19 protein-coding genes, 1 pseudogene and 2 other annotated features are annotated in these 17,252 nt (G+C 39.5%); of the genes and pseudogenes, 19 read left to right on the top strand and 1 reads right to left on the bottom strand.

The window, feature by feature from the left end; genetic code table 11:
* Positions 1–121 precede the first annotated feature (121 nt).
* Entirely contained in the window at positions 122–1,495 is a 1,374-nt protein-coding gene (gene radA, locus MHH44_RS00100; RefSeq protein WP_008407021.1) for a DNA repair protein RadA, read from the top strand.
* Between the two features lie 69 nt (positions 1,496–1,564).
* Here radA and MHH44_RS00095 read toward each other — a convergent pair whose 3' ends face one another.
* Complete coding sequence (locus MHH44_RS00095) at positions 1,565–2,212, bottom strand: acetate uptake transporter (RefSeq protein WP_008407020.1); 648 nt, start codon at positions 2,210–2,212, stop codon at positions 1,565–1,567.
* 285 nt (positions 2,213–2,497) lie between these two features.
* Here MHH44_RS00095 and MHH44_RS00090 point away from each other — a divergent pair, with 285 nt between their 5' ends.
* The 18 genes and pseudogenes from MHH44_RS00090 to MHH44_RS00005 form a co-directional block, all read left to right on the top strand.
* Entirely contained in the window at positions 2,498–3,577 is a 1,080-nt protein-coding gene (locus MHH44_RS00090; protein ID WP_008407019.1) for a PIN/TRAM domain-containing protein, read from the top strand.
* A gap of 13 nt (positions 3,578–3,590) precedes the next feature.
* Positions 3,591–4,271: a 2-C-methyl-D-erythritol 4-phosphate cytidylyltransferase gene (ispD, locus tag MHH44_RS00085; protein ID WP_008407017.1), complete on the top strand. Its 681-nt coding sequence runs from the start codon at positions 3,591–3,593 to the stop codon at positions 4,269–4,271.
* 121 nt (positions 4,272–4,392) lie between these two features.
* On the top strand, positions 4,393–4,869 hold the full coding sequence (gene ispF, locus MHH44_RS00080; protein WP_008407014.1) for a 2-C-methyl-D-erythritol 2,4-cyclodiphosphate synthase: 477 nt from the start codon (positions 4,393–4,395) through the stop codon (positions 4,867–4,869).
* Between the two features lie 206 nt (positions 4,870–5,075).
* Positions 5,076–6,536 carry a glutamate--tRNA ligase gene (gltX, locus tag MHH44_RS00075; protein ID WP_008407013.1) on the top strand — a complete coding sequence of 487 codons (1,461 nt, stop codon included), beginning with the start codon at positions 5,076–5,078 and terminating at the stop codon, positions 6,534–6,536.
* Between the two features lie 100 nt (positions 6,537–6,636).
* Positions 6,637–6,858 (top strand) — a binding site (T-box leader).
* Positions 6,859–6,951: 93 nt separating this feature from the next.
* Positions 6,952–8,355, top strand: coding sequence for a cysteine--tRNA ligase (gene cysS, locus MHH44_RS00070; RefSeq protein WP_087617868.1), 1,404 nt, complete (start codon positions 6,952–6,954; stop codon positions 8,353–8,355).
* Entirely contained in the window at positions 8,356–8,769 is a 414-nt protein-coding gene (locus tag MHH44_RS00065) for a Mini-ribonuclease 3 (protein ID WP_014822403.1), read from the top strand.
* A 137-nt stretch (positions 8,770–8,906) separates the two neighbouring features.
* Positions 8,907–9,635 (top strand): 23S rRNA (guanosine(2251)-2'-O)-methyltransferase RlmB, encoded by a 729-nt coding sequence (rlmB, locus tag MHH44_RS00060; RefSeq protein ID WP_173364521.1) that lies wholly within the window; start codon positions 8,907–8,909, stop codon positions 9,633–9,635.
* Between the two features lie 4 nt (positions 9,636–9,639).
* Positions 9,640–10,152: an NYN domain-containing protein gene (locus MHH44_RS00055; RefSeq protein ID WP_008407006.1), complete on the top strand. Its 513-nt coding sequence runs from the start codon at positions 9,640–9,642 to the stop codon at positions 10,150–10,152.
* Positions 10,153–10,246: 94 nt separating this feature from the next.
* Positions 10,247–10,870 carry an RNA polymerase sporulation sigma factor SigH gene (sigH, locus tag MHH44_RS00050; RefSeq protein ID WP_169797433.1) on the top strand — a complete coding sequence of 208 codons (624 nt, stop codon included), beginning with the start codon at positions 10,247–10,249 and terminating at the stop codon, positions 10,868–10,870.
* A gap of 77 nt (positions 10,871–10,947) precedes the next feature.
* The gene (rpmG, locus tag MHH44_RS00045) at positions 10,948–11,094 is read left to right on the top strand and encodes a 50S ribosomal protein L33 (RefSeq protein ID WP_039967164.1); all 147 of its coding nucleotides are present in this window, start codon (positions 10,948–10,950) and stop codon (positions 11,092–11,094) included.
* Positions 11,095–11,134: 40 nt separating this feature from the next.
* Positions 11,135–11,320: a preprotein translocase subunit SecE gene (gene secE, locus MHH44_RS00040; RefSeq protein ID WP_008407002.1), complete on the top strand. Its 186-nt coding sequence runs from the start codon at positions 11,135–11,137 to the stop codon at positions 11,318–11,320.
* A gap of 179 nt (positions 11,321–11,499) precedes the next feature.
* Positions 11,500–12,039, top strand: a complete 540-nt coding sequence (nusG, locus tag MHH44_RS00035) for a transcription termination/antitermination protein NusG (RefSeq protein ID WP_008407000.1) — start codon at positions 11,500–11,502, stop codon at positions 12,037–12,039.
* A 180-nt stretch (positions 12,040–12,219) separates the two neighbouring features.
* Positions 12,220–12,645, top strand: a complete 426-nt coding sequence (gene rplK, locus MHH44_RS00030) for a 50S ribosomal protein L11 (protein WP_008406998.1) — start codon at positions 12,220–12,222, stop codon at positions 12,643–12,645.
* Between the two features lie 132 nt (positions 12,646–12,777).
* Positions 12,778–13,476 carry a 50S ribosomal protein L1 gene (gene rplA, locus MHH44_RS00025; protein ID WP_008406997.1) on the top strand — a complete coding sequence of 233 codons (699 nt, stop codon included), beginning with the start codon at positions 12,778–12,780 and terminating at the stop codon, positions 13,474–13,476.
* A 74-nt stretch (positions 13,477–13,550) separates the two neighbouring features.
* Positions 13,551–13,696, top strand: a sequence feature (ribosomal protein L10 leader region).
* Positions 13,697–13,728: 32 nt separating this feature from the next.
* Positions 13,729–14,229 (top strand): 50S ribosomal protein L10, encoded by a 501-nt coding sequence (gene rplJ / locus MHH44_RS00020; protein ID WP_008406995.1) that lies wholly within the window; start codon positions 13,729–13,731, stop codon positions 14,227–14,229.
* A 72-nt stretch (positions 14,230–14,301) separates the two neighbouring features.
* Complete coding sequence (gene rplL / locus MHH44_RS00015) at positions 14,302–14,661, top strand: 50S ribosomal protein L7/L12 (RefSeq protein WP_008406994.1); 360 nt, start codon at positions 14,302–14,304, stop codon at positions 14,659–14,661.
* Positions 14,662–14,852: 191 nt separating this feature from the next.
* Entirely contained in the window at positions 14,853–15,455 is a 603-nt protein-coding gene (locus MHH44_RS00010; protein WP_008406993.1) for a class I SAM-dependent methyltransferase, read from the top strand.
* 252 nt (positions 15,456–15,707) lie between these two features.
* Positions 15,708–17,252: pseudogene (locus MHH44_RS00005) on the top strand (DNA-directed RNA polymerase subunit beta); the annotation flags it as partial.

Raw genomic sequence — 17,252 nt, 5'->3', positions numbered from 1 at the left:
TGTACAGGAATTGTTATATGTATGAGAAGCTAACCGAAAAAGAATTTTGCGACGGATTAGTGGGTATTCAATTTTGTTTCGTGTACAATTATAGGAACAAACATTCGAAGGAGCTAGCAAAATGGCAAAAAAGAAGTCTAAATTTATGTGCAGCAGCTGTGGCTATGAAGCAGCAAAATGGATGGGGCGCTGTCCTGGCTGTGGCGAATGGAATACGATGAATGAAGAAGTCGAAGTCATCTCAAAAGGGCCACGCGGGGCGTTCCAGCATTCTACAACGGCTACAAAAGCAACCCCTATTATCCATGTGGAAGTACAAGAAGAAACACGTATCGCTACAGAAATGAATGAATTTAATCGTGTACTCGGAGGCGGTATTGTACCAGGTTCACTCGTGCTGATAGGCGGTGATCCGGGTATCGGGAAATCGACATTACTACTGCAAGTATCTGCACTTCTTTCTAATCAGGGGAAACGTGTTTTATATATATCCGGTGAAGAATCTGTACGTCAGACGAAGCTGCGTGCTGAACGTTTAGGTGTCCATACACCAGAGCTTTATATTTACTCGGAAACGAATCTGGAATTTTTAAATCAAACAATCGATGAAGTCCAACCGAAATTTGTCATTGTCGATTCGATTCAAACGGTGCACCATCCGGAAGTTACTAGTGCGCCGGGCAGTGTGTCACAAGTACGTGAATGTACAGCAGAATTAATGCGTATTGCAAAAACAAAAAATATCGCTATTTTCCTTGTTGGTCACGTTACAAAAGAAGGACAGATTGCCGGTCCGCGTATTTTAGAACATATGGTAGATACGGTGCTTTACTTTGAAGGGGAACGTCACCATAACCACCGGATTTTACGCAGTCAGAAAAACCGTTTTGGTTCTACAAATGAAATTGCAATTTTTGAAATGCTCCATGGGGGATTAAAGGAAGTATTGAATCCGTCCGAGCTGTTCTTACAGGAACGTTCACAAGGTGCCCCTGGTTCAACAATTGTTGCATCGATGGAAGGGACACGCCCAATTTTGGTAGAAATACAGTCGCTTGTTACACCAACCAGTTTCAATTATCCGAAGCGTATGGCAACCGGGGTTGACCAAAACCGTGTTCAGCTTTTAATGGCGGTATTGGAAAAACGTATGGGCATGATGCTTCAGGCACAGGATGCGTATATTAAAGTTGCGGGTGGTGTGAAACTGGATGAGCCTGCGATTGATTTAGCTGTCTTAACAAGTATTGTATCAAGCTTTAAAGATCAGACAGTACGTCCGACAGATTGTTTTATCGGTGAAGTGGGTTTAACGGGTGAAGTACGTCGTGTTTCCAGAATTGAGCAACGTGTACAGGAGGCGGCAAAGTTAGGGTTTAAACGCGCCTTTATTCCAGCTTCTAATATTGGGGGCTGGGAATTCCCGCCGGACATACAAGTCGTCGGTGTCGAAACAATCAGTGATGCACTGCGGGAATCTTTCCAAAATTTATAGTGAACGAATTCATAATAATCCGCACAAGAAAGAGGCATGGGAAGTTAAAAATTTCCATGCCTCTTTAAATTATGCTTTTACTGTTTTTTCTTTCTTTAAAAATGCTTCTCTTGTGAAAATACCAAAAGGCTTTCCAATCGGTAAGAAATTGAAGCCGAAATGCTTGTTCAATACATTAGCACCTGCACCGTAAAGTGATAAAAGAGCAATGATTAATTCAGAGTAGGCTGCTAATAAATGCATACCGTGCTCCATAATGCCAAATGAACTTAATGCCAGACCAATAAATAAGAAGTCGATCATTACAAAGATCGCGAATAGAACTTTATTTGTTTCAGCTGCACCAATCGTCATAAATAGGGTAAAGATTAAATAACCTAAATACACAACACCGAGCTGAGATGTATCAACAGATGCCTGTAATGTTGCACCAAATACACCGGCTTGAACGAACCAGCTCATACCTACACCCATCCAGAATAAACCGTATGCGCCGAATGCAGTCGTACCAAATGTATTATTATGTTTTGAGTCTAAGACAGATGCGTAAAATTGTGCAATACCACCTAAAAATATTGCCCAAGGAATAACCAAACCTAAGCCCTCTGTCCAGCCTAACTTTTGAGTGGAAGCAACAAATGTTACAATCGCCAAACCGAATAGACCGATTGCAGACGGATCAGCAGTAGTAATTTTTACTTCTTTTGCAGTATTCAAAACGTATTCTCCTCTTCTATGTTAAAATTTTCTATTATATTAATATAATATATTCATTAGTTTGTTTAAGCTACAGGGAACGGAAATTTAGAATGAAGTACGTCATTATTGAATTAATATCGCGCAAATCTAACTAAAAAAAATAGGGAATAATCTTAAAAAATGGGTAAAATCCTAATATTGGAATTCAATTGGCGTTTGTTGTTTATTTACCCTTGCTTTTGGTACCTGGGCTTCGCATGAATGAAACTTTAGATGTATAATTATTACTTGGAGGTGAAACAAATGTTGAAGAAAATAATTCAAGTAGCATTTTTATTTATCGGTGGAGCATTAGGCCTCATTTTCTTACCGCCATTATATGCATTCATGAACTTATCATCCAATCCTTGGCTTAATAATCCATATTTCAGTGTTGCGATAGGTGCTGCTTTGTTATTCGTTTTATCGTTTGCATTATCTGATTACTTTGTAAAATTAATTACTTGGTTAGAGGAAGTATTATTCAAATTGCCTGCAGCGGATTTATTATTTGGTACGCTCGGTTTAATCGTAGGATTATGTGTAGCAACATTGGTCGGTGTCGCGATCAATCAAATGAACATTCCGGTTATTACCGCTGTTGTTCCTGCTATTTTATCCATTGTTCTTGGTTATCTTGGTTTCCGGCTAGGTTTTAGTAAACGGGATGAGCTGTTGCAGATTTTTTCCGGGAAATCGACGAAAAAGCGTCAGAGTGACGGTTCTGTCAAGGAAGTTCAAGATCAGGAGCAGTATAAATTACTTGATACAAGTGTCATTATTGATGGCCGTATTGCTGATATTTCAGCAACAGGGTTTGTTGAAGGGGTTTTAGTTGTACCTCAGTTTGTTTTGACGGAACTACAGCATATCGCGGATTCATCTGATACATTGAAGCGTACGCGTGGTCGCAGGGGTCTAGATATTTTAAAAAGGCTTCAGGACGAACGAGCGTCGAAAGTACTTATTACGGAAGTTGATTTTGAAGATGTGTCTGAAGTGGATTTAAAGTTGGTTCGATTAGCCAAAAACATGAGTGCCCAAATACTGACGAATGATTTTAACTTAAATAAGGTCTGTGAACTGCACCGTGTACAAGTATTGAATATTAATGATTTGGCAAATGCGGTGAAACCGGTCGTAATTCCGGGTGAAGATATGCAAGTCGTAGTCATTAAAGACGGGAAAGAACACAATCAAGGTGTGGCCTATTTAGATGACGGTACAATGATTGTAGTAGAGGGCGGCCGAAGCTATATTGGCCAGGCGATTACAGTGACGGTAACGAGCGTACTTCAAACATCAGCAGGGCGTATGATTTTCGCCAAGCCAAAAGAGGATTAGGATGTGAAGCATTTTGCGTTATGAAGTCGTTTTGCCGGCAGCAGGAAGTGGAAAGCGCATGGGTGCCGGGCAAAATAAATTATTTTTAAACTTAGCGGATAAACCGATTTTAGTTCATACACTTCTTGTTTTTGAACGTGATGAAAATTGTACAGGAATTTGGCTTGCCGTAAAAGATGAGGAACGGCCATTTATCCAGGCGCTCATCGAAAAACATAATATTACAAAAGTAAAAGGCCTGCCGACAGGTGGTGAAGAACGCCAACATTCAGTGCATTCGTGCATAAAAGAAATGAGTGCAGTGGATGTTGTCCTTGTTCATGATGCTGCAAGACCTTTTATTACTATTCCGAAAATTACCGAACTTGCAAAAGTCGCTTATGAAAAAGGAGCGGCTATTGCAGGAGTTCGTGCGAAGGATACGATGAAGGTCGTCCATAACGGTCTTATTAAAGAAACCGTTGACCGGGAGTCTTTATGGATGGTTCAAACACCACAAGCGTTCCGTTATGATTTACTGGCAGAAGCTGAGGATGTAGCTGAAAAGGTGGGTTTTTTAGGAACGGATGAAGCGATGCTCGTGGAGCGTTTAGGACATGATATTCATATTGTGGAATGCAGTTATGAAAATGTAAAAATGACAACGCAGGAAGATCTGATTTTTGGGGAAGCTATTTTAAAACAACGAAAATAGAAGATACCTTGAAAAGAAAATAGGTTTGCGAGGCTTTTTTCGGACAAGTTGATTATACTAATGATAATGAGATTACCAGAAAGAAGGTGAAGGCTAGTTTACTTTGTAGGCTAGCAACGATATGTTTCGAATTGGACAAGGGTTTGACGTTCACGAATTTGCAGAAGGACGTCCATTAATTTTAGGTGGTATTACAATTCCACATGAGCGCGGTTTAGTAGGTCATTCAGATGCCGATGTACTTTTACATACAGTAACAGACGCGGCATTAGGTGCAATTGGTGAAGGGGATATCGGCCGTCACTTCCCTGATACAGATCCGGAGTGGAAAGATGCAGATTCAGCGAAGTTACTTGAACACATCTGGAAGATGGTTGAAGAGCGCGGATATAAATTAGGCAATGTGGATTGTACGATTATGGCACAGCGTCCGAAAATGGCCCCATATATTTCACAGATGCAAAACCGTATCGCACAACTACTGAATGCCGAACCTTCGCAAGTTAATGTAAAAGCGACAACAACAGAGAAGTTAGGTTTTGTGGGCCGTGAAGAAGGAATTGCAGCAATGGCAACGATTCTTTTAGTAAAAGCATAAAGTGCGATAAAATTGAGGGCGTGTGTCAAAAATCGGCACACGCTACTTTAATTTAATAACTTACAGTGGTAGAATGGTTAAAGTTTAAAAGACATCTATTGTGCCGATATTGGACAATATAATGTCCGTTCATATCCATATAAAAGTAAATTTATTATATTCGGAAAAGGTCGAGCGTTTTGACGCTAAAATTAGGAGGCAATATTATGACGAAAACAGTTCGCGTTCGTTATGCACCATCGCCAACAGGATTCTTACATATCGGTGGCGCACGTACAGCATTATTCAATTATTTATATGCAAAACATCACAACGGTACTTTTGTAGTACGTATTGAAGATACAGATATTGAGCGTAATGTAGAGGGCGGGGAAGCTTCTCAACTTGATAACTTACGCTGGTTAGGCATTACACCGGATGAATCGATTGATATCGGTGGCCCATATGCACCTTACCGTCAAATGGAACGTCTTGATATTTATAAAGAGCATGCAGAAAAAATGCTGGAAAACGGACAAGCGTATAAATGTTTCTGTACTTCAGAAGAGCTTGAAGCATCACGCGAAAAACAAAAAGCACAAGGTGTTGCAGCACCTGCATATGATGGAAAATGCCGTCATTTAACAGCAGAGGAAGTTGCTGAAAAAGAGGCTGCTGGTATCCCGCACACAATTCGTATGCGTGTTCCGGAAAATGTTACGTATCAGTTCACTGATTTAGTTCGCGGCGAAGTATCGTTCGAATCAAAAGATATCGGCGACTGGGTACTTGTAAAAGCAAACGGTATTCCAACATACAATTATGCGGTAGTACTGGATGACCACTTCATGGAAATTACACATGTATTCCGTGGGGAAGAGCATTTATCAAACACACCAAAACAAATGATGATTTTTGACGCATTCGGATGGGAATATCCGCAATATGGTCATATGACATTAATCGTAAATGAAGAGCGCAAGAAATTATCGAAACGTGATGAATCAATCATCCAGTTCGTTACACAATACAAGGACCTTGGTTACTTACCGGAAGCGATGTTTAACTTCTTTGCATTGCTTGGCTGGTCACCGGAAGGAGAAGAGGAAATCTTCTCACATGACGAATTTGTAAAGCTGTTTGATGAAAAACGCTTATCAAAATCACCATCTATGTTTGATAAAACAAAACTAACATGGATGAACAACCAATATATTAAAAAAATGTCTCATGAAGAGGTAGTTGCTTTAGCATTGCCACACTTGCAAAAAGCGGGCTTACTTCCAGAAGAGCTGTCAGAAGAGCAACATGCATGGGCTTCTGATTTAATCGCGCTTTACCATGAGCAAATGAGCTTCGGTGCAGAAATCGTAGAATTATCGAGCCAATTTTTCACAGAAGAAATTGCATATGATGAAGAAGCAAATGAAGTGTTAGCGGGTGAAACTGTGCCGGCTGTTATGGCTTCATTTAAAACTCAATTAGAAGCTTTAGAAACTTTTGATGCCGCTTCAATTAAAGCAGCGATTAAAGCTGTACAAAAAGAAACGGGTGTAAAAGGTAAAAATCTGTTTATGCCAATCCGTGTTGTGACGACTGGTCAAACACATGGTCCGGAATTACCGAATGCCATTGCTTTAATCGGCAAGGAAAAAACAATTGCCCGTGTTGAAAAATTTGCAAAGTAATTCATTTTGTAAATAGGGAGCTTACTTAACAGTTCTCTAGAATGGATAAAATGATTGATTTTTCTGAAAATAGATGTAAAATGAATATAATTCTATAAGTGATAGCACGTTGAGAAGGAGAAGTACGCTGCGCACCCCTTATTAGAGAGGATCACCACCGGCTGAAAGTGATCCAGGTTAAGGCAAAGCTGAAATGCACCTTTGAGTATTTAACTGAATTTGAAGTAGGTTAAATCGATTTGTCCACGTTACAGGACTTTAAGCGGAAAAAGTATGGCTACTTTTTCAACCAGAGTGGAACCGCGCATCTAGCGTCTCTGTCACCTTCTTTAGGTGATGGAGACGCTTTTTTCATTTTAATGGCAAATTAACCCAATACACACCGAAAAGAGCAATATGAAAAAGGAGAGGCAATATGACGATTCAAATCTTCAATTCGTTGACAAGACAAAAAGAACCATTTATTCCGTTGGAGGAAGGCAAAGTAAAAATGTATGTATGCGGACCGACTGTATACAATTACATTCATATTGGGAATTCCCGTCCGGTAATCGTCTATGATACAGTACGTCGCTATTTACAGTATGCAGGCTATGAGGTGAAATTCGTTTCGAACTTTACCGATGTGGATGACAAAATTATTAAAGCAGCAAATGAATTAGGTGAAGAAACTTCTGTCTTAACAGATCGCTTTATCGCTGCTTACTTTGAAGATATTACGGCGCTTGGATGCCAAAAGGCGGATGCCCATCCACGTGTAACAGAGCATATGGATGATATTATCGAGTTCATAAAAGTGCTGATCGACAAAGGCTACGCATATGAATCCCAAGGCGATGTTTATTATCGTACGCGTAAATTCAATGGCTACGGTAAGTTAAGTCACCAATCTATCGATGATTTAAAAGTAGGAGCACGTATTGAAGCCGGCGAGAAAAAGGAAGACCCGTTGGATTTCGCATTATGGAAAGCGGCGAAAGCAGGCGAAATTAAGTGGGCATCACCATGGGGAGAAGGACGTCCAGGATGGCATATTGAGTGTTCTGTAATGGCACGTGAGCATTTAGGTGATACAATCGATATTCACGCAGGCGGACAGGATTTAACATTCCCTCACCATGAAAACGAAATTGCCCAATCTGAAGCGCATAATGATAAAACATTCGCGCGTTATTGGATGCATAACGGCTATATTAATATTGATAATGAAAAAATGTCAAAATCACTGGGCAACTTTATATTAGTGAATGATATCCGCCAGCAAATTGACCCGCAAGTGTTGCGTTTCTTTATGCTGTCTGTTCATTACCGTAATCCGATCAACTTCGCTCAGGATTTAGTGGAAGCAGCTAAAAATGGTTTAGACCGTATTCGTACATCTTATACGAATGTGGAGCACCGTCTCACATCTTCTGCAAGTTTAGGGGATAACAGTGAGCAATGGCTTGAAAAAATTGGTCAGATTAAAGTTGATTTCGAAAACGCGATGAATGATGACTTTAATACAGCAAATGCGGTTTCGGCGCTATTTGAACTTTCCCATATTGCCAATGTGTATTTAAACGAAGCAAATACGGATAAAGAAGTATTGCAGGCAATTTTAACGATGTTTGATACAATTGGAAATGTACTAGGTATTCATATAAAAGTAGAAGCAGGCTTACTCGATGAAGAAATTGAGGCATTAATCGAGGAACGTAATCAAGCCCGCAAAAACCGTGATTTCGCTCGTTCAGATGAAATCCGTGACCAACTGCTGGGCATGGATATTGTGCTTGAAGACACTCGTCAAGGTACACGCTGGAAACGAGGACAGTAAATGCAAAATTTAACACCACATGATGTCATACAGCTAAATGCACTGGCGCTCGCTTATATGGGCGACGCCGTGCTGGAACAAAGAATTCGGGAACATTTAATATTGTCGGGCCGCGCAAAGCCTAACACATTGCATAAAGAGGCGACAAAATATGTTTCGGCCAAGTCCCAGTCCAATATTGTACATCGTATGATCGAAGAAAATTACTTAACAGAAGAAGAGCAAGCTGTTTTCCGTAGAGGACGCAATGCCAAATCAGGATCTGTTCCGAAAAACACAGATGTACGCACATATCGTAATAGCTCAGGATTTGAAGCGGTTTTAGGCTTCTTATTCCTTAGCAAAGAACATCATCGCGCAAATGAAATAATCGATTACGCAATCGAAATTGTCGAACAGGCAAAAGGAGTGTAACTATGGCAGAGAAAAGACAGCAAAATCGTAAACCAAAAGATTTTAAAGGGCGCGATAAAAAAGCAGATACTTTTAAAACTCAGGAGAAAAAGCAACAAGAAAAGCCGCAATCTGCCCAGGAAGAACTATCAGGAGAAATGATTGCAGGAAAAAATCCGGTACTTGAGGCACTTCGCGCAGGCCGAGAAATCAATAAGTTATGGATTGCTGAAGGCGTTAAGAAAACAGGTGTACAGGAGTTAATGGACTTAGCGAAAGAGCAAGGTGTCCTCGTGCAGTTTGTACCAAAGCAAAAAGTTGATAAGCTTGCAGAAAATCATCAGGGGATTGTGGCATCGGTCGCGGCATATGACTATGCAGAATTGGACGATCTATTTGCCGCAGCGAAGGCAAAAAGCGAAGACCCGTTCTTTTTAATACTGGACGAGTTGGAAGATCCGCATAACTTAGGATCGATTATGCGTACAGCAGATGCGATCGGTGCACATGGTATCATTATTCCGAAGCGTCGCGCAGTCGGTTTAACAGCAGTAGTTGCTAAAGCATCCACAGGTGCTATCGAGCATGTACCTGTTGTGCGTGTGACCAATTTGGCCCAAACGGTGGATGAGCTAAAAGACCGCGGTGTATGGATTGCCGGAACAGATGCAAAAGGTTCGGCAGATTATCGTAAAATGGATGCAACATTACCGCTTGCATTAATTATTGGTAGTGAAGGTAAGGGAATGAGCCGTCTTTTAAAAGATAAATGTGACTTCTTATATCACTTACCGATGGTTGGTCATGTAACATCATTGAATGCTTCCGTAGCAGCGGCATTACTTATGTATGAAGTGTACCGCAAACGACAAGAAGCTAACGGATGAGGTCATGCAGAACATATTGCTAGTAGACGGCTATAACATGATCGGTGCATGGAGTGAGCTTCGTCCGTTACGCGAGCCTCACTTCGAAGATGCACGTGATCGGTTAATTGAACGAATGGCGGAGTATAAAGCGCATACAGGCTGGCGTGTTATTGTTGTATTTGACGCGCATCTTGTTCCGGGCACTGAACAACTTTATATTCAGCATGCCGTGGAAGTGCTTTATACACGTAAAAACGAAACAGCGGACGAGCGCATTGAAAAATTATCGAACGAATTAAAAGGACGAAAAATCCAAATACACGTCGCAACATCCGATATGACTGAACAAAATGTTGTATTTGGTCATGGTGCATTAAGAAAATCGGCACGTGAGCTTGAAATTGAAATGCAAATTATTCAATCTAAAATTTCATCCAAAGTAAAAGAATCGACCGACGAAAAACCGGCCTCAAGAATCAAGCTATCAAAAGAAGTGGAACTACAGTTTGAAAAATGGAGAAGAGGGCTCAAGTAATAGATTGCCCGTTATTTCCAATTAAGTTATACTATTCCTAATTATTCTAGCGTAACTGAGGTGATTTTCATTGCTTAAAAGTGAGAAGTTACAAATGGTACTACGTTTTGAACATTTGACAGATGAAGAGCTTGTAGAACAAGTGCATCTAGGCAATACAGATGCGTTAGATTTTTTAATTTCAAAATACCGATTGTTTGTTAAGGCGAAAGCGCGGTCGTATTTTTTAATTGGTGCGGACAAAGAAGATATAATTCAAGAAGGAATGATTGGCTTATATAAAGCGATTCGGGATTTTAAAGAGGACAAGCTTGCGTCATTCCGTGCCTTTGCAGAACTTTGCATTACACGGCAAATTATTACGGCAATTAAAACAGCTACTAGACAAAAGCATATTCCGCTAAATTCATATGTTTCTTTAGATAAGCCAATTTACGATGAAGAATCAGAGCGCACACTGATGGATATTATTACGAGTCCTATTTCGGACGATCCTGAGTATTTGATGATTAATCGCGAAGATTATCTTTATTTGGAAGAGAAGATGGGTGAAGTATTAAGCGAACTCGAACAGCAGGTGTTGGTTCGTTATTTGGAAGGACAATCCTATAATGAAATTTCTGAAGAATTGGATCGACATGTAAAATCCATTGATAATGCATTACAGCGGGTGAAGCGCAAATTGGAGCGTCATCTTGAACTAAAAGAAATGACTTAAACACCATGAGCCTTTATTGACAGTGGGAAATTTAGGTGTTAGTCTTTAAAGGACAAACTGCCGAAAAGGTGATAAACATGGCAAAGAAAGTCGTTTTAAGTTGTGAAAAATGTGGTTCAAGAAACTACAGTGTCCCGAAAAAAGAAGGGGCAAGCGAGCGTTTAGAACTGAAGAAATTTTGCTCTCACTGTAATGAGCATACAATGCATAAACAAACGTTATAAATGAAAATAGATTAATTCGTTGTTCGGAGGTTAGGCAAAGATGAGTAAAGTAACAAACTTTTTACAAGAAGTCGGCTCAGAAATGCGCAAAACAAGTTGGCCGAAAAGTAAAGAGTTAACGAAGTATACGGTAGTAGTAGTTTCTACAGTTATCGTAATGGCGTTATTCTTTACAGCAATAGATTTAGGAATCTCAGAATTATTCCGTTGGTTCTTGTCTCTGTAAGCTATATCATGTTAATATTTCGAAATAGCCCGTCCATGCCATATAACGGGTTTTTTCATTTGTTAAAAAATGCTGACAGCTTAATTTAAAGAAATAGATTATTGAAGTTTTGTGATCAGGGAAATATATACCCTACACACATAATGTAAAGGAGGGACGGACGATTTAGTCCTACCTATATGGAGAAAAATTGGTATGTAGTTCATACGTATTCCGGTTATGAAAACCGAGTAAAAGCAAATCTTGAAAAACGCGTGGAAACGATGGGAATGCAAGATAAAATTTTCCGTGTAATCGTAGCTGAGCATGAAGAAATCGATGTAAAAGAAGACGGCAAGAAAAAAGCGGTAATGCGTAAAATCTTCCCAGGTTACGTTTTAGTAGAATTGATTATGACAGATGACGCTTGGTATGTCGTTCGTAATACACCTGGTGTGACAGGATTTATCGGTTCTTCGGGCGGCGGTGTAAAACCAACTCCTTTATTACCGGAAGAAGCGGAACGTCTGCTTGCACAAATGGGTATGAACGAATCCTTATTAGGTGAAGTTGAGATTTCTGTTGGTGAAGTTGTAGAAGTTCTAGAAGGACCATTTGCACATTTCCAAGGTCGCGTAGAAGAAGTAGATGTCGACAAAGCAAAATTAAAAGTTCTTGTTGATATGTTTGGTCGCGAAACAGTAATGGAGCTAGACTTTAACCAAGTTCAAAAAATATAGAATTATTTATACTTGATTAAGCAATTTAAAAGTGTTATCATTTCAAAGGTCAGACTGTCCAAGTTTTGGGCGTGTGATTATAATTAGTTTTAATGTTATCGGCAAGTTAGCTGACGAACAGATATTTGAGTGGGAGGGGTAACCCAATTACCACATCACGGACTTAAGGAGGTGTGTCTCGTGGCTAAAAAAGTTATTAAAGTTGTAAAACTTCAAATCCCTGCTGGTAAAGCAAACCCAGCGCCACCGGTTGGTCCTGCATTAGGTCAAGCAGGTGTAAACATTATGGGATTCTGTAAAGAATTTAACGCTCGTACTGCTGATCAAGCTGGTCTTATCATTCCAGTTGAAATTTCAGTATTTGAAGACCGTTCATTCACTTTTATTACGAAAACTCCGCCAGCTGCAGTATTACTTAAAGTAGCTGCTGGTATCCAATCTGGATCTGGTGAACCAAACCGTAAAAAAGTTGCAACGGTTAAACGTGATAAAGTTCGCGAAATCGCTGAACAAAAAATGCCAGACCTTAACGCTGCTTCAGTTGAAGCTGCTATGTTAATGGTTGAAGGTACTGCGCGAAGCATGGGTATTACGATCGAAGACTAATCCCATCTTCAACACTTGATGATGTTTTTGTTTTTGGAAGGTTGCTGCACTCGGATACTTGTTTGATGAGTGCGCAACCTTTATTCGTGGGAGGTCAAATCCGTTACAACCACAATCAAGGAGGAAATTATAATGGCTAAAAAAGGTAAAAAACTGCAAGAAGCAGCTAAATTAATCGACCGCGCTACTTTATACTCTGTTGAAGAAGCAGTAGCATTAGCGCAAAAAACAAGCACAGTAAACTTTGATGCAACTGTAGAAGTAGCATTCAAATTAGGTATCGATACTCGTAAAAACGACCAACAAATCCGTGGTGCGGTAGTATTACCACACGGTACTGGTAAAACTCAACGCGTATTAGTTTTCGCTAAAGGCGAAAAACTTAAAGAAGCAGAAGCTGCTGGCGCAGACTATGTAGGCGATGCAGAATACATCCAAAAAATCCAACAAGGTTGGTTTGATTTCGATGTAATCGTTGCAACTCCTGACATGATGGGTGAAGTTGGTAAATTAGGTCGTGTATTAGGTCCTAAAGGTTTAATGCCAAACCCTAAAACAGGTACAGTTACATTTGACGTAACAAAAGCAATCGAAGAAATCAAAGCTGGTAAAGTAGAGTACCGTGCTGAAAAGTCTGGTATCATCCACGCACCAATTGGTAAAGTTTCTTTCGAGACAGAAAAATTAGTAGAAAACTTCTTAGCTGTATTTGAAGTAGTTCAAAAAGCTAAGCCAGCTGCAGCAAAAGGTACTTACATGAAGTCTGTAAACGTTACAACTACAATGGGTCCTGCTGTAAAAGTTGACGCTGCTAACGTAACAGTTAAATAATTTCCGGTTTTTTAAAAATCGTAAAATAAAATTTGTTGACAACGCACCTCTTACTTGGTAAGATGAGTGCTGTTGTGAATCATCCATTTGTACCGTAGACAGTAGGGGTGCCATACGCACTTAATGATCCTACCGAGGACATAGGAGTTCGGATTCTTTTTAAGATGATGTACTTTCAGCCTCTATGTCTATTTTGATATAGAGGCTTTTCTTTGTCGGTATAAATGACTCATTCTAATAGGAGGTGTCATCATGAGCAAAGCAATCGAAACTAAAAAAGTTCAAGTTCAAGAAATCGCTGATAAATTCTCTGCTGCTGGTTCTATCGTAGTAGTAGATTACCGTGGTTTAACAGTAGCACAAGTAACTGAATTACGTAAGCAATTACGTGAAGCAGGTGTTGAGTTCAAAGTTTACAAAAACACTTTAACTCGCCGTGCTGCGGAAGCTGCTGGTTTAGAAGGAATCAATGAATTCTTAACTGGTCCTAACGCTATCGCATTCTCTAACGAGGACGTAGTAGCTCCTGCTAAAATTATTAACGAATTCGCTAAGAAAAACGAAGCGTTAGAAATTAAAGCTGGTATTATCGAAGGTACTGTGGCATCAGTTGAAGACGTTAAAGCTCTTGCAGAACTTCCATCTCGCGAAGGTCTATTATCAATGCTTTTATCTGTACTTCAAGCTCCAGTGCGCAACTTCGCACTTGCAACAAAAGCTGTTGCAGAACAAAAAGAAGAGCAAGGCGCTTAATAGCAGCCTCATAACTTCAAAAATCAGGCAAACTGCCTAAAACTAATAAACATTCCATAGGAGGAAATTAAAATGAACAATGAGCAAATCTTAGAAGCTATCAAAGCTATGACAGTTCTAGAGTTAAACGATTTAGTAAAAGCAATCGAAGAAGAATTCGGTGTAACAGCTGCTGCTCCAGTAGCAGTAGTTGCTGGCGGTGCTGCTGCAGCTGAAGAAAAAACTGAGTTTGATGTAGTATTAGCTTCTGCTGGTGGAGAAAAAATCAAAGTAATCAAAGTGGTTCGTGAAATCACTGGTTTAGGCTTAAAAGAAGCTAAAGAAGTTGTTGATAACGCTCCTAAAGCTCTTAAAGAAGGCGTTTCTAAAGACGAAGCTGAAGCTATCAAAGCTAAACTTGAAGAAGTTGGCGCTTCAGTAGAAGTTAAATAATTTTAGTTTAACTTTAATCGCTAAGCTATGAGCTTAGTTTAATAAGGAAAGCTCGTCACAATTTTGCGGCGGGCTTTTCTTTATTAACTTTTGTGGATATGAAAATATTGATTTTTATAGTAACCCACATGAAAAGACATCATTTTGCACAAATTAGCGCAAAATGTATTTTTTCTAAGGAGGCGTGTTGCATGTCTGAACATTATTATTCAAATAAGCCTCAAACTGAGAGTAAACCACGCCAATGGAAATTCACTTTATTAGGCAATACATTTACGTTTGAAACGGATACGGGTGTATTCAGTAAAAGCGAAGTAGATTTTGGTTCCCGTGTACTAATCGATGTGTTTGAAATGCCTAAAATTGATGGTGTTTTGCTTGATGTAGGTTGTGGCTATGGACCAATCGGATTATCGATTGCAAAAAACAACCCTGATCGTGAAATTTACATGATGGATATAAATTCACGAGCGGTTAGTTTGTCTCAAAAAAATGCCCAGCTTAACGGGGTTCAAAATGTACGTATTTTTGAAAGCGATGGATTAGCGGCTGTCGAACCTGGGACGAAAGTAGCTGCTGTATTAACAAATCCTCCGATTCGTGCCGGTAAAGAAACGATCTTTAAGTTTTATGACGGTGCATATGAATTATTGGAGGAAAATGGTGAGCTGTGGATTGTTATTCAGAAGAAGCAAGGCGCTCCATCAACTATGAGTCATTTAGAAGAAATGTTTTCAGAAGTAGATGTCGTTGAGAAGAAAAAAGGATATTGGATTATTCGTGCAAAAAAATAAGTAAGATTAGTTTCCAATATTGACTTGACAAATTGAATATGATAACATAATAAAATGCAAAATTATTATTTTGAGGTAGTATGCCCTTTTGCATTAAATATTCAAAGTTACGGGTATACTGCTAAGAATAAGTTAAGTTTAACCGAAAATGAGGTTTAAAAAAAGTCTCGTTTTCTTTTTGTCTTTCGAAATCATACACTATTTGTATGTTTTTGCAAAGACCTATTATCGCTTTATTGAGGGGTGAATGAGTTGACAGGTCAACTAGTTCAGTACGGACAACACCGCCAGCGTAGAAGCTTTGCGCGTATTAGTGAGGTGCTGGAACTTCCGAATCTAATCGAAATCCAAACAGCATCTTATGAGTGGTTCCTTGAAGAAGGGTTGCGCGAGATGTTCCACGACATTTCTCCAATCGAAGATTTTACAGGTAATCTTTCATTAGAATTCGTCGACTATACTTTAGGAGAACCTAAGTATGATGTGGATGAATGTAAAGAGCGTGACGTTACTTATGCTGCACCATTACGTGTAAAAGTACGTTTGCACAACAAAGAAACAAACGAAGTGAAAGAGCAAGACGTCTTTATGGGTGATTTCCCATTAATGACGGAAACAGGTACGTTTATTATTAACGGTGCTGAGCGTGTAATTGTTTCACAGTTAGTTCGTTCTCCAAGTGTATACTTCCACGAAAAAACGGATAAAAACGGTAAAAAAGGCTTTGGTGCAACGGTTATTCCAAACCGTGGTGCATGGCTTGAATATGAAACAGATGCTAAAGACGTTGTTTATGTACGTATCGATCGTACACGTAAATTACCAGTAACGGTGCTTTTACGTGCATTAGGTTTTGGCTCGGATCAAGAAATTTTAGATATCATTGGCGACAATGAATATTTACGTAATACGTTAGAAAAAGATAACACGGAAGGTACTGAAAAGGCCCTTCTTGAAATCTATGAACGCTTACGTCCAGGTGAACCACCAACAGTTGAATCTGCGAAGAACTTATTATATTCTCGCTTCTTCGATGCAAAACGCTATGATTTAGCGAATGTTGGTCGTTACAAAATGAACAAAAAGCTTCATATCAAAAATCGTTTATTCAACCAAACGATTGCAGAAACGTTAGTGGATCCTGATACAGGGGAAATTATCGTAGAAGCAGGTACATTATTAGACCGCCGTAATCTGGATAAGTTAATTCCATATTTAGAAAGTGGTGTCGGTTTCCGTACATTAAACCAAGTTGGTGGTGTATTGGAAGATGATATTACAATTCAGTCGGTTAAAATCTTTGCACCAAATGATGAAGCGCAAAAAGAAATTAATGTTATTTCAAACGCCTATGTAGATGAAGAAGTGAAAAATATTACTCCAGCCGATGTATTGGCATCAGTATCATACTTCTTCAACTTATTATATGACGTTGGTAACACAGATGATATTGACCATTTAGGTAACCGTCGTTTACGTTCTGTTGGCGAATTACTACAAAACCAATTCCGTATCGGTTTATCTCGTATGGAGCGTGTAGTACGTGAGCGTATGTCAATTAACGACACAGCAGCAATCGTACCACAGCAATTAATCAATATCCGTCCTGTTATCGCTTCAATTAAAGAGTTCTTTGGTAGCTCTCAATTGTCTCAATTCATGGACCAAACAAACCCGTTAGCAGAATTAACGCATAAGCGTCGTCTGTCTGCATTAGGGCCTGGTGGTTTAACACGTGAGCGTGCTGGTATGGAAGTACGTGACGTTCACTACTCTCACTATGGTCGTATGTGTCCG

This window comes from Solibacillus sp. FSL K6-1126 (assembly GCF_038003445.1).
Lineage (GTDB): Bacteria > Bacillota > Bacilli > Bacillales_A > Planococcaceae > Solibacillus > Solibacillus silvestris.
The sequence above is the reverse complement of the archived record's forward strand: the minus strand, read 5'-3'. Positions and strand labels throughout refer to the sequence as shown.

Excerpts from the sequence above, each read along its gene's own strand:
- rlmB (WP_173364521.1), top strand. The coding sequence starts at position 8,907 with ATGATTGCAGGAAAAAATCCGGTACTTGAGGCACTTCGCGCAGGCCGA.
- nusG (WP_008407000.1), top strand. The coding sequence starts at position 11,500 with ATGGAGAAAAATTGGTATGTAGTTCATACGTATTCCGGTTATGAAAAC.
- rplJ (WP_008406995.1), top strand. The coding sequence starts at position 13,729 with ATGAGCAAAGCAATCGAAACTAAAAAAGTTCAAGTTCAAGAAATCGCT.
- radA (WP_008407021.1), top strand. The coding sequence starts at position 122 with ATGGCAAAAAAGAAGTCTAAATTTATGTGCAGCAGCTGTGGCTATGAA.
- cysS (WP_087617868.1), top strand. The coding sequence starts at position 6,952 with ATGACGATTCAAATCTTCAATTCGTTGACAAGACAAAAAGAACCATTT.
- rplL (WP_008406994.1), top strand. The coding sequence starts at position 14,302 with ATGAACAATGAGCAAATCTTAGAAGCTATCAAAGCTATGACAGTTCTA.
- sigH (WP_169797433.1), top strand. The coding sequence starts at position 10,247 with ATGGTACTACGTTTTGAACATTTGACAGATGAAGAGCTTGTAGAACAA.
- MHH44_RS00055 (WP_008407006.1), top strand. The coding sequence starts at position 9,640 with ATGCAGAACATATTGCTAGTAGACGGCTATAACATGATCGGTGCATGG.
- MHH44_RS00065 (WP_014822403.1), top strand. The coding sequence starts at position 8,356 with ATGCAAAATTTAACACCACATGATGTCATACAGCTAAATGCACTGGCG.
- MHH44_RS00090 (WP_008407019.1), top strand. The coding sequence starts at position 2,498 with ATGTTGAAGAAAATAATTCAAGTAGCATTTTTATTTATCGGTGGAGCA.
- rplA (WP_008406997.1), top strand. The coding sequence starts at position 12,778 with ATGGCTAAAAAAGGTAAAAAACTGCAAGAAGCAGCTAAATTAATCGAC.
- secE (WP_008407002.1), top strand. The coding sequence starts at position 11,135 with ATGAGTAAAGTAACAAACTTTTTACAAGAAGTCGGCTCAGAAATGCGC.
- MHH44_RS00010 (WP_008406993.1), top strand. The coding sequence starts at position 14,853 with ATGTCTGAACATTATTATTCAAATAAGCCTCAAACTGAGAGTAAACCA.
- rpmG (WP_039967164.1), top strand. The coding sequence starts at position 10,948 with ATGGCAAAGAAAGTCGTTTTAAGTTGTGAAAAATGTGGTTCAAGAAAC.
- ispF (WP_008407014.1), top strand. The coding sequence starts at position 4,393 with ATGTTTCGAATTGGACAAGGGTTTGACGTTCACGAATTTGCAGAAGGA.
- gltX (WP_008407013.1), top strand. The coding sequence starts at position 5,076 with ATGACGAAAACAGTTCGCGTTCGTTATGCACCATCGCCAACAGGATTC.